Source organism: Campylobacter fetus subsp. fetus (assembly GCF_900475935.1).
Taxonomy (GTDB): Bacteria; Campylobacterota; Campylobacteria; order Campylobacterales; family Campylobacteraceae; genus Campylobacter; species Campylobacter fetus.
Map to the genome: position 1 here is coordinate 1578669 of NZ_LS483431.1, position 12303 is coordinate 1590971.

10 protein-coding genes and 2 pseudogenes are annotated in these 12303 nt (G+C 31.2%); all 12 read left to right on the forward strand.

The genetic code is table 11. The features are described from left to right. The first annotated feature begins 1 nt into the window (after position 1). The 12 genes and pseudogenes from DQN38_RS07925 to pseB all read left to right on the forward strand — a co-directional run bounded on the left by DQN38_RS07925 (position 2) and on the right by pseB (position 12275). Positions 2-1360, forward strand: a complete 1359-nt coding sequence (locus DQN38_RS07925) for an SGNH/GDSL hydrolase family protein (protein ID WP_025370400.1) — start codon at positions 2-4, stop codon at positions 1358-1360. After that, the gene (locus tag DQN38_RS07930) at positions 1357-2721 is read left to right on the forward strand and encodes a hypothetical protein (protein WP_002850692.1); all 1365 of its coding nucleotides are present in this window, start codon (positions 1357-1359) and stop codon (positions 2719-2721) included. The genes DQN38_RS07925 and DQN38_RS07930 overlap by 4 nt, the downstream gene beginning before the upstream one ends. Continuing rightward, positions 2718-4064 (forward strand): hypothetical protein, encoded by a 1347-nt coding sequence (locus tag DQN38_RS07935; protein ID WP_111738240.1) that lies wholly within the window; start codon positions 2718-2720, stop codon positions 4062-4064. Before DQN38_RS07930 ends, DQN38_RS07935 begins: the two co-directional genes overlap by 4 nt. Before the next feature lie 9 nt (positions 4065-4073). Further along, positions 4074-4229: a hypothetical protein gene (locus tag DQN38_RS08950; RefSeq protein WP_164468612.1), complete on the forward strand. Its 156-nt coding sequence runs from the start codon at positions 4074-4076 to the stop codon at positions 4227-4229. A gap of 20 nt (positions 4230-4249) precedes the next feature. After that, the gene (locus DQN38_RS07940; protein ID WP_228600391.1) at positions 4250-5434 is read left to right on the forward strand and encodes a hypothetical protein; all 1185 of its coding nucleotides are present in this window, start codon (positions 4250-4252) and stop codon (positions 5432-5434) included. A gap of 20 nt (positions 5435-5454) precedes the next feature. Further along, a pseudogene (locus DQN38_RS07945) lies at positions 5455-5973 on the forward strand (adenylyl-sulfate kinase); the annotation flags it as partial. A 22-nt stretch (positions 5974-5995) separates the two neighbouring features. Then, positions 5996-6757, forward strand: a complete 762-nt coding sequence (locus DQN38_RS07950) for a class I SAM-dependent methyltransferase (RefSeq protein ID WP_065844070.1) — start codon at positions 5996-5998, stop codon at positions 6755-6757. A 124-nt stretch (positions 6758-6881) separates the two neighbouring features. Further along, positions 6882-7657 (forward strand): annotated as a pseudogene (locus DQN38_RS07955) (class I SAM-dependent methyltransferase). Then, positions 7654-9918 (forward strand): PEP-utilizing enzyme, encoded by a 2265-nt coding sequence (locus DQN38_RS07960; protein ID WP_065844069.1) that lies wholly within the window; start codon positions 7654-7656, stop codon positions 9916-9918. The pseudogene DQN38_RS07955 and the gene DQN38_RS07960 overlap by 4 nt, the downstream one beginning before the upstream one ends. After that, entirely contained in the window at positions 9915-10499 is a 585-nt protein-coding gene (locus DQN38_RS07965) for a gamma-glutamyl-gamma-aminobutyrate hydrolase family protein (RefSeq protein WP_065844068.1), read from the forward strand. The genes DQN38_RS07960 and DQN38_RS07965 overlap by 4 nt, the downstream gene beginning before the upstream one ends. Continuing rightward, positions 10496-11239 carry a phosphocholine cytidylyltransferase family protein gene (locus DQN38_RS07970; RefSeq protein ID WP_065844067.1) on the forward strand — a complete coding sequence of 248 codons (744 nt, stop codon included), beginning with the start codon at positions 10496-10498 and terminating at the stop codon, positions 11237-11239. Before DQN38_RS07965 ends, DQN38_RS07970 begins: the two co-directional genes overlap by 4 nt. Positions 11240-11279: 40 nt before the next feature. Then, positions 11280-12275 carry a UDP-N-acetylglucosamine 4,6-dehydratase (inverting) gene (gene pseB, locus DQN38_RS07975; protein WP_002850705.1) on the forward strand — a complete coding sequence of 332 codons (996 nt, stop codon included), beginning with the start codon at positions 11280-11282 and terminating at the stop codon, positions 12273-12275. The last annotated feature ends 28 nt before the right edge of the window (positions 12276-12303 follow it).

A 12303-nucleotide genomic window follows, 5' to 3' on the forward strand; every position in this document is an offset into this window, starting at 1 on the left:
AATGAGAATTTTGATATACGCATATGGATTTATAGGCAAAAATAACTACGAATTTATGAAACAATTTTTTGATGAAGTTTACGTGTATGATGATATGTTAAATATGTCAGGATTGTCAAAACATTTTATCAAAAATTTAGACAGTGAAATAAAATTTGATATAATTTTAGTAAGCGTAGCAGATAAAAAACTTTATAAAAATATCAAAAATAAGTTATCTGCGCATTTTGAATCAAATATAATAAAGTTTGCGCCCATAATCCTTACTAAACCGAGCGATCTGTTTTTAAACTTTATCGCCGATAAATTTGACAAAAAACTTATTGAAAATTATAATTTAGATAACATTATAAAGCACATAGAGCAATTAAAAGATCAATATCGTGAATTTAGGATAAATTTTGATCGATCCGCACTGCAAAAAAGAGAAGATTTTGATTTAAAATGCCCGAATTTAGATATATTTCAAAAAATTTACAAAACAGGAAAAATACTCCCAAAATGCAAAACAATCTCATATCCGGGATTTAATGTAATGTTCTCATCTGGATGCGATGAGAGAAGCTTTTATTTTAAGGATAAAATAGACTTTGAAAAACTGCAAAATAGAGATAAAAAATTAGTGATAGTGTTTGGCAACTGCGGGTTAAGAGCTGATTATTTAGATGAAATCGGAGGCGGAAATATTGTACAATATTTACAAAAATACCTGCCAAACTATACTGTTTTAAATCTTGGAATCAACGGATCTACATTATTTGAACAAATAAATATATATAATGCACTATTTTATACAATTAAACCGGAATTTGTTCTTACGGTTTTTGGAGGCGCAGAATATATAGAAGCTTTTGTTCAAGATCAAATATTGTTAAAACGTCACTCTATCATTTACGCTGCTATGAACAATGAGACAACCGCAAAAGAGTTGTATAAAAGCGATCTTCCTATACATTCTGACTTTGTTTATACGATAAAAAAAAGGTTTAATCCAGAAAATTCGGCAATATGCAAAGCATTGTATGAAAGACTGATTCAATTTTATAATATAGTCAATAGCAATAACGGTAAATTTATCGCTTTGTTGCAACCATTTGCCATTAAAAAAATTAATTTAGACGAAGATGAAAAAACTATACTACTTAAAGATAGCTTAGATGAAATAATAGCTAGAGAAGCAGATGAATTCATCGATGAATTTAATAAAACAACCAAAAACCTATCATACTATTTTGATCTAAATAAATGCTTATGTGATGAAATCAATAGATGTTTTTATGGTACATCTTTGCATTATACTCCATATGCAAGCGAAAAAATAGCTAAATTTATAAGCAAAAAAATTGAGGAAATAAAATGAGAATTTTGATATACGCATATGGATTTATAGGCAAAAATAACTACGAATTTATGAAACAATTTGTTGATGAAGTTTATGTGTACGATGATATGTTAAGTGAGTTAAACTATCAAAAACAGTTTATCAAAACACTCAAAAACAGTAAATTTGATTCTATATTAGTAAGCGTGGCAAATAAAAATACTTATAAAAATATCAAAGATAATCTCAGCGAAATATTTCCTGAAAATATCATACATTTTGCACCTATTTTTATGGAAAAACCGAGCGATCTGTTTTTAAACTTTATTTCAAATAAATTTGATCTGAATTTGATAAAAAATTTCGACTTAGAAAAGATACAAAATAGACTCAAAGAACTAAAAACTATCTATTTTGAATTTAGAGCAAATTTCGATAAAGAGATGTTAAATAAAAGAAAATCAATAGATGAAAAATATGCAGATCTAGATATATTTGGAAAACTCTACAAAACATCATCTATAAATACAAAAACTTTTAATATAAATTATCCGGGATTTAGCGTATCTTATAATGCTAATTGTGATAGCAGAAGCTTTTATTTTAAGGATAAAATAGACTTTGAAAAGCTGCAAAATAGAGATAAAAAACTAATTGTGCTGTTTGGAAATAGCTTTATAAGACATGACTGGCTAAAAACGGACAAAGGTGGAATTAGTGATTTTATAAAAGTAAATTTAAAAAACCAAATAGTGATCAACGCTGCGATACATGGTGCAACTTTATACGAACAACTGCTTGTTTATAATGCTCTATTTTATAAGCTCAAACCTGATGTGGTCATGAGTTTTTTTGGAGGTACGGACTACTTTCATGCTATGTTAGGAGATGAAATACTGTTAAAAAATCATTCTATCATCTACAACACAAGTATCAGCGAAGTAGATACTAAAGAACTATTTAAAAGTAGCTTACCTCTATATCTGGATTATACTTATAGTCTTAAAAAATTAGTTAAAGAGCCACCAAATTTAAAAGAAATTTGCAATGCGCTTTATGATAGATATGTTCAATTTTATAGTGTGGTAAATGCAAATGGTGGATTATTTTTAGGATTTTTACAACCGTTTTTAAGTAAGAAAAAGTATTTAACGTCTAGTGAGCAAGAGCTAAATAAACCACATAGCATAGAAAATGAAATTTTAAAAACAACAAATAATTTTATAGATGAGTTTAACAAAACAAGTTTAAATTTAAAAAATTATACGGATCTAAATGAGATTATAAAAGATGAGTCTGAAATCTGTTTTTATGACCATTGGCTGCACTGCACAAAGTATGCAAATGAAAAAATTTCTAAAGTAATAATAAAACGCTTAAAAACATCGGAGATAAATTGAGTAAAATTTTTATCTATCCAAGCGGCATAAACGCTAAAATTCTAGCATTCCATATAGAAAAATTATATAATAAACAGCCTATTTTTATAGATGACAGTGATTATGAAACTAGTCTAGAAAATAGAAAAAAAATTATTAAAAAAGATGATATTATTTTGCTAGCTAGTAAAACTCATGAGCAAAACCTTATATCAAATTTAGAAAAATTTGCTATCGCAAACTACTGTGATGGTATATCTCTTATAGCCAAAAAGCTAAATGAAATTTATAAAAATAAGTTTGGATACTCTATAGGAGTAATTCTTGAAAAAAATATCAATGACAAATACCTAAATATCCCATATAACGGATATGAGCTAAACTCGCAAATAGTATATTTTACCCAAAATCAAACAGCATATAAAGAAGCTAAAAAGCGATTTAAAAATGTAGTTATGGCTAGCTCTTGGTGGCTTTCATATTTTGATTTTGTAACATGCTATATATCTAGTGATTATCAACTTGGATACAATATGCCAGATGTTAAAACATTTGTTCTTGGAAACTATTATTATGTTGGAGCATTTCATGATTTTTATCATAGCAAAGAAGATATTTATGAAAAAATAGGATTTATGGCTAGTAGAATGGACAGCTTTACGCTAGCTCACGCTAAAGAATTTTACGAAACTCTAAAGCCTGCTTTTTCTAAATTTAACAATGGGGGGGGGTTGCTGAAATTAGGGTATAAAAGTATAGAAAACGATATGAAAAATTACTCTTGGACGCAACATACAGATACAATCATCATTCCTATTACTGAAAATAAACGTTATGGTTTTAAAGATATGTTAGTAAAATTTGCCAAAATACTTTTAGAAAACGGATTTAGAGTTCTTTTTAAAGCTCACTATCAGCATAAAGAACTTTTAAATACATATGAAAAAGATATACAAAATCTTAGCGAATATCAAAACTTCGTTCTATACACAAAACCGCATCTAAGTCTTGATGAGCTTAAACGAAGTATAACTTTAGTTGAATTTAGAAGCAGCTTGAATTACACATACGCGCTGATAACTAAAAAACCTAGTATATTATTGATTCCGCCTAGTATAACTAAAAATAGAACAAACTTAAAAAACAACTTTTATAATAAAAACCTACATATCGAATTAACCGATCTAAACAGCGCTTTACAAATGGTAAAAATTTTACAAAATGATAGCAATGTTCAAAAATTACATAAAAAAATGATAGAATACTACATACAAAATGAAATGTACTCTTATGATGATATACTAGAATTCATACAAAACTATCATCTAAAGCAGTTAAAACTAAGAAAAAATTTATTAGATTAAAGGAGACAAATGCACTATTTCATATACCCAAACGGTGGACATTCAAAAATGCTCGCTCACAATCTTGATCTGTTAGGTCATTCATATACTTTTTTGGATGATTTTAAAGATTCTATGAGTTTAGAATCAAATTTGAAATTCATAAAAGCCAATGGGGGGGTATAGAGCAAAATAGCCCTGTTCTTTTGGCTTGCGATAGTTGCTCACATAAGACTAGAGCCGTTAGAAAAAAACTCATTTCAAATTTAGAAAATCTAAATATAAAATGGGCTGACGGATTTGAGTTTATAGCAGATGAACTTTTAAAATTTGAAAATATAAACTTAGAAAATAGCGTGGCGATCCTTACTACAGCGCTATTTAAAAATAGACACTACGGCAGTATTTTTGATATTTTGTTAAAAAATAAAGTAAATACCTTCATAGTAAATAGCTACATACAAAATTATAAAAACGACAAAGGATTTATGGGGCTTTCAAACATTTTGATACCGACCAACTCTCTAAAATACTATAAATTTAAAATCGTTCTTTCAAGCGTAAATCTAAGCTATCAAAACGTATGTTTTACTCATAAAAACTCATTTGCAATGGTATTTTCGCATCATCTTACCATGCTTAGAAGTTTTATTTTCACGCATAAAATTTGCTATATCTCAAAACAAGAGAGTATAGATACTTTTGGCAGTGCAGTGGATTGCTACTACGTGGCGATGATGAAAAGCGATCACAAATACTTTAATGCCCTAAATAGCAAAGCTAAACTTTTAAACTTAGGCTATCCGAGTATTGATGAACAGATAAAATCATACATTCCGAATAATCCTCAAAAGTGTGTTTTGGTGCTATTTAGACATTCTAAAGCGTACGAAAAAATCATTGAAGTTATGGACAAACTTTTAAATTTAGGATATGAAGTTATATTTCGCCCTGTCCCGACCTTTGAAAACAATAGCGACAATTTAGAAATAAAAAACCACTTTTTAGGTCGCAAAAACTTTACCTACGATACCGATCCAAAAATATCCAACCAAACTCTACAAAAATCTATGTGCGCTATAGGGGACTATTCATCAACCATATTTAGTTTTCCGTTTACCACGCTTAGACCTTGTTTGTTATTTTATCCAACAGATATAATGGGAGATAAATTTGAAATAGAAACCATAAATGGTAAAACACTGAGTTTGGCAGATAAAAACTTGCATATAGTATCTAGAACCGCAGATGAACTGATACAAAACATAGAAAATCTAAATTTAGATGAATGGAAGGAGCGTATTTTAAACTACAGAAATAGTGAAATTTACAACCTTGGGCACTCAAGTGAAGCTATTGCTCAGTTTATACTTGATAAAATAAAACCATAAAATAGTATAAAAACAAAGGAGAACCGGTGATTATCTGGATAATGGGATTAGCAGGCAGCGGAAAAACGACTTTGGCAAAAGAGTTGCGTAATCGACTGCAAAACTCCATTTATATAGACGGTGACGAATTTAGAGAGGTATTTGGAAGCGTTAATTATGATAAAGATTCTCGTATCAAAATCGCAATGCAAAAAGCAAGACTCGCAAATGCGCTATCAAAACAAGGATTTACGGTAATCTGCACTGCTATTTCTATGTTTGAGCAAAATTATAATTTCAACCGACGCTTAGATGAAAAATATATCGAAATTTATTTAAAATGTGAATTTGAGGAACTAGTAAAACGCGATCAAAAAGGGCTTTATACCGGTGCGCTTAGCAAACAGATAAAAAACGTAGTCGGCGTAGATATCAAGTATGATGAGCCAAATGCCGATATTACGCTGGACAGTTCAGATTTTTCAAATTTGCAGGCGAATTTAGATAAAATATTAACTTTACTAAAACGTCAAAAAAGTGAAAAATTACAAAGTAATTAACCGTTAAATTAAAGGATTAGTATTGAAACAAGGAGATTTTAGCGAAGTAGCAAAGTTCTATCACAATAGACCGGCTTACAACTATGAACTTATCAAAAATATATTAAAATGTGCGAATTTCAAAGATGATTTTTGTATCGCAGAAGTAGGAGCCGGAACAGGAAAATTAACTGCTATTTTAAAAGAGTTAGCGCCAAAAGCAAAAATAGTCGCAGTAGAGCCAAACGATGAGATGAGAGATATAGGACAAAAAACCGTAGAAAACGTAACTTGGATAAAAGGAAGCGGTGAAGATACAAAGCTACAAAACGATAGCGCAGATATACTATTTATGGCTAGCAGTTTTCACTGGACCGACCCTACTCTTAGTCTTCCTGAGTTTAAACGCATACTTAAAAAAGATGGATATTTTTGTGCGCTATGGAATCCTAGAGAGATAGAAAAAGGAACCGTTTTTGATGAGATAGAGTGCGAGATAAAAAATATACTACCAAATCTAAATCGTGTTAGCTCAGGCACTCAAAACAGTAAAAATTGGATAGAAGTTATACAAAGCACAAAAGATTTCAAAAATTGTATGTACATGGCGATGCCTTATATAGAAAATATGAGTAAAGAACGCTATATAGGAGCTTGGCAAAGTGTAAATGATATACAAGCGCAAGCTGGAGGAGAGTCTAAGTGGAATGAGATATTAAAAATGATAGAAGATAAAATCTCAGGCTTAGATGAATTAAAAGTAAAATACACTATCAAAGCCTATCTAGCAAAAAGTACCAAATAACGGAATTAATGAAAATTTAGGCAAATTTGCCCTTGGTATTATGTTCCGCATATATCAAAACAGTCTGCTTTGGACGAGTTTAAAATATAGTTTAAAGCAAATAAAAATAAAAAAAGGAAAAAATATGCAAAAAGATCTAATAGAACAAAATTGGGATTATACAAAACACGCAGAATTCTACTCATATAGACCAAATTACGCAAAACAAGCAATTGATATTTTAGCATTTTATGCGTGCCAAAATGGGGGGGGTATGGAAATATGAGCGTAGCTGATATCGGTGCTGGAAGCGGAAATTTAAGTCTTATGTTAGATGAAATAGGACTAAAAGTGACTGCAGTAGAACCAAATGACGCCATGAGAAGTATAGGCGAACAACGTCTGCCAAATGTAACGTGGGTAAGAGCAAACGGCACCGATACGACGCTAATGGAAGATAAATTTGATTGGGTTACTTTTGGATCTAGCTTTAATGTTATGGACAGAAACATAGCACTAAAAGAAGCACACAGAATCCTAAAAAAAGACGGAGTTATGAGCGCCATGTGGAATCACAGAGATCTAAATGACCCTATACAAAAAATAGCGCAAGATATTATAAAAAACTTTATCAAAGATTATAGCGGCGGAGTTAGGCGTGAAGATCAAAGACCGATTTTAGAAGCCCATTCTAAGCTTTTTAAAGATATATTTTACATAGAGCAAGACTTCTACTTTCATCAAAGCATAGAAAACTATATCTTAGCATGGAAAAGCGTAAAAAATAGCTTTTGGGATTTAGAAACAAAAGAAGGAAGCGAACTATTTGAACGCATCTGCTCTAAACTTAGAAGCGAACTTCCAAAAGAGTTTGACATACGCTATACTACAAGAGCTTGGAGCGTAACAAAAGTAAGATGAAATTTCAAACCAAAGCTAGAAATTTAGAGATCCTAAAACCGATTTTAAAATCAGCTAAAATACTTCCGCTTATAATCTACAAGAAGAAGTATATAATGTCAAATTTAGATTTTGTTATGAATGAAATTTTATCTAAATTTAACACAAAATTGATCGTAAGAAGTTCATCTTGTTTAGAAGATAGCAGCAGCTCGTCTCACGCAGGAGAGTTTGAAACTCTCCAAAACGTTACTGCTTCAAATTTAAAAACTGCTCTTTTAGACGTATCTAGCTATTTAAATGATGATGATGAAATTTTTATCCAGCCGATGCTAGAAAATATAGAATTTTTTGCAGTTTGCATGAGCGCTTTAAACTATGCAAATTACATCACTATAAGCTATGATGAGAGCGGCGATAGTAAAAATTTAACAAACGGCAACGGACTTTTTAGAACGGCCGTTATATTAAAATCCCACGTAAGCAAAAATCCTAAATTTAAAAAAATAATCTGTTTGATAAACGAACTTGAAAATCTATATAATAACGCTTTTATAGATATCGAAATTGCTTTTAGCAAAAACGAGCTTTATCTTTTGCAAGTACGTCCTATAGTCAAAAATGAAAGCAAAAATTTGCATGATTTAACCTTGATCCATGATATGATAGCTAAAAAATTTGAAAAACTTAGCTTAAAACGCCCTCATTTGCTAGGAGATAAAACTATTTTTGGCATTATGCCAGATTGGAATCCGGCCGAAATCCTAGGACTCCGCCCAAAACGCCTTGCTATCAGCCTTTATAAGGAGCTTATCACTGATAATATCTGGGCATACGGTAGAGACAATTACGGCTATAAAAATCTACGTTCATTTCCGTTAATGATAGATTTTGCGGGACTTTGCTATATAGATACAAGAGTTAGCTTTAACTCATTTTTACCAAAAAGTATAGACGATAAACTAGGCGAAAAACTAGTAAATCACTGGTTAAAAAAGTTAGAAAACAGTCCGCAAAACCATGATAAAATCGAATTTGAGGTTATTTTAAGCTCATACGAATTCGATATAGATGAAAAACTTAAAGATATGGATAATTTCTCGGCAGATGAAAAGACAAAAATCAAAAACTCTCTAAAAAATCTTACGATTGATATAATAAGCCCAAAAAGTAGATTTTACAAAGATTTAGAGCGCATAAATGAACTAGACAAAAGAGTAAAAGAGCTTAAAAGCTCAAATTTAGCAAGTATAGATAAAATTTATTGGCTTATTGAAGAATGCAAAAGATACGGAACTCTTAGTTTTGCCGGTATAGCGCGCGCTGCATTTATAGCAACTTCTGTTTTGAACTCCATAGCTAGAGTAGGAGCTATATCGCAACGTGAAAAAAACGAGTTCTTGAACTCGCTTAGCACGGTAAGCAGCAGTCTAGCAAGAGATATAAATTTACTTACAAAAGATGATTTTTTAAAAATCTACGGGCATCTTAGAGTAAATACGTATGATATCACGAGCCCTAGATATGATGAGAGTTTTGATGAGTATTTTACAAAAAACAGTAAAATAACAAACCAAAATGTCTCAAAGAAAAAACCGTTTAAATTAAAAAATACAAAGCCGCTAAATACCTTGCTTAAAGAGCATGGATTTAACATAGACGCCAATGAACTTTTTGAGTTCTTAGCTCTTGCTATAACAAGCAGAGAGAGTTCTAAGTTTATATTTACTAAAGCACTCAGCCTTGCACTAAATGAGATAAAGCAGTACGCTTTAAAACTAGGAATTAGCAATGATGATGCTGCATTTTTAGATATAAAAACACTGCTTGGATTTTATACGACTCTTGAGAGTTTGTCTGCAAAAGAGCTAATACTATCAAACATCGCTAAAAACAAAGCCGAATTTGAAATAACAAAATCACTTAACTTGCCTCCGCTCATTTGCAATAAAGATGATATTTATGAATTTATTCTAGGTGAAAATGAGCCAAATTTTATAACTCAAAAGAGCGTACAAGCAATGACCGCTTCAATAAATGATAGTGATCTAAACGGTAAAATCGTCTGTATAAATTCAGCCGATCCCGGATATGACTTTATATTTAGTAAAGGAATAGCCGGCCTGATTACAGCTTATGGAGGAGCAAACTCACATATGGCGGTACGATCAAATGAATTCGGGTTACCCGCGGCGATAGGAGTCGGCGAGGATAGATTTAACATATATAAAAAAGCAAAAATTATAACGCTAGATTGTCTGAATAAAAGGATAATAGTATGAAAGTAGGCGTAATTTCAAAACTTATAAAAAGCAGTTACGGCGAAACTATGCAAGCTATAGATTTAAGATTTTGCCCTATTTTGGAACAAAACGGTTTTAAAACTAATTTGTTTATATATGGAAAAACTCCGAATTTAAAAGAGCTTGACGCAGTTATAATAAGTGGCGGAAATGACTTAAATAGCTTGATATCAAACGATATAAACGCCGCTAGAGATGAGTTTGAAACAATAGTTTTAAATGAGTGTTTGAAACTAAATTTACCTATTTTAGGCATTTGCAAAGGTGCTCAAAGTTTAGCAAATATATTAGGAGCTAAATTTAAAAAAATAGATAATCACGTAGGAGTCCATGAAATTTTATGGCGAAACGGAAAAAAATTTGAAGTAAATTCATATCACAACTGGGCTATAGAATATAACTTAAACGGTGAAATACTCGCAACAAGTAGCGACAATACGGTAGAAGCATTTATAAATAACGATAAAAAAATAATCGGCGCCATGTGGCATTTTGAGAGAGAAGAGACTCTAAGTGCGGCTAGTAAGGAAATTTTTAAAATATTTAAGGAGCTTAAATGAAAGCGATTATTCTTGCAGCAGGACTCGGTAGCAGATTAGAAGAACTAACAAAAGATAAGCCAAAATGTTTGGTAGAATATAAAAATATGCCTCTTATAAGCTATCAACTAAACGCGTTTTTAAAAGCCGGAATAAACGATATAGCTGTTGTTGGAGGGTATAAATTTGAAGTTTTGAAAAACTATTTAAATGCAAATTTTAAAAAAGTAAAACTCTATGAAAATACGGATTTTGCTAGTTCAAATATGACCTATACAATGTTTTGTGCTAGGGAATTTATGGATGATGATACAATTATAAGCTACTCGGATATAATTTATGATTATGAGTTTATAGAGCTTTTAAAAGCATGCAAAAACGAACTTTCTGTTATGGTGGATAAAAATTGGCTGGAACTTTGGAAACAGAGATTTAGCGACCCTTTAAGCGACGCTGAAAGTATGGAAATACAAGATGGATTTATAAAAGAGCTTGGTAAAAAAGTAACGCATATAGATAAAATAGATGCTCAGTACATAGGACTTTTTAAATTTAACAAAAGTTTTTTGAGCAGTGTTTTTGACGTTTGGGACAATCTTGATAAAAATAGATATTATGATTCTAAAAATTGGAAAAATATATATATGACATCTTTTTTAACAGAAATTATAAACAAATTTGATAACGCCAAAGCAATATTTGCTCCTAAAAATTGGCTGGAAATCGACCAAAAAACTGACCTTGAAATAGATATTTTTTAATTTAATTCTAAATTTGATATAATGAAATAAAGGAATAAAAATGTTTAATGGCAAAAATATTTTGATAACTGGCGGAACCGGAAGTTTTGGCAAAAAATATACGCAAATATTGCTACAAAATTACAAACCAAATAAAATAATAATCTACTCACGAGACGAACTAAAACAGTACGAAATGGCAAGTGAATTTGGTCAAAAATGCATGCGCTACTTTATCGGAGACGTAAGAGATGAAAAACGCCTTAAAACTGCGATGAACGGTGTGGATTACGTTATTCACGCTGCTGCTATGAAACATGTTCCTATAGCTGAGTACAATCCTATGGAATGTATCAAAACAAACATAAGCGGAGCGCAAAACGTTATAAACTCGAGCCTTGAATGCGGTGTTCAAAAAGTCATTGCTCTTAGTACAGATAAAGCTTGCAATCCGGTAAATTTATACGGAGCGACAAAACTTGCAAGTGACAAACTATTTATCGCTGCAAATAACATAGCAGGAAGTAAACCGACTCGTTTTAGTGTCGTTCGTTACGGAAATGTGGTTGGATCACGCGGCTCAGTCGTGCCGTTATTTAAAAAACTGATAAAGAACGGCGCAAAAGAACTTCCCATAACAGATACAAGAATGACTAGATTTTGGATCACTCTTGAAAATGGCGTAAAATTCGTACTGAAAAACTTTGAGAGAATGCAAGGCGGAGAATTATTTATACCTAAAATTCCATCTATGAAAATGATCGATTTAGCTAAAGCTTTGGCTCCAAATTTAGACATCAAAGTTATCGGGATAAGGCCTGGTGAAAAGTTACATGAAACTATGATAAGCAAAGACGATGCTCACTTGACTTATGAATTTAGCGATCATTATGTGATTACTCCATCTATACAATTTTTAACAGAACCGAATTTCAGTCAAAATTTAATTCTTGAAAAAGGCATAAAAGTCGATGATGAGTTTGAGTATAGTTCAGATAAAAATGAAGCGTGGCTAGATGCTAATGGGCTAAACACGATGTTAGAAAGCGTACAATGAACTTTTTGTTTAAACATGCGCTTAAAGA

Coding starts and splice junctions, on each gene's coding strand:
- DQN38_RS07970 (WP_065844067.1), top strand. CDS start 10,496: ATGAAAGCGATTATTCTTGCAGCAGGACTCGGTAGCAGATTAGAAGAA.
- DQN38_RS07930 (WP_002850692.1), top strand. CDS start 1,357: ATGAGAATTTTGATATACGCATATGGATTTATAGGCAAAAATAACTAC.
- DQN38_RS07965 (WP_065844068.1), top strand. CDS start 9,915: ATGAAAGTAGGCGTAATTTCAAAACTTATAAAAAGCAGTTACGGCGAA.
- DQN38_RS08950 (WP_164468612.1), top strand. CDS start 4,074: ATGCACTATTTCATATACCCAAACGGTGGACATTCAAAAATGCTCGCT.
- DQN38_RS07960 (WP_065844069.1), top strand. CDS start 7,654: ATGAAATTTCAAACCAAAGCTAGAAATTTAGAGATCCTAAAACCGATT.
- DQN38_RS07925 (WP_025370400.1), top strand. CDS start 2: ATGAGAATTTTGATATACGCATATGGATTTATAGGCAAAAATAACTAC.
- pseB (WP_002850705.1), top strand. CDS start 11,280: ATGTTTAATGGCAAAAATATTTTGATAACTGGCGGAACCGGAAGTTTT.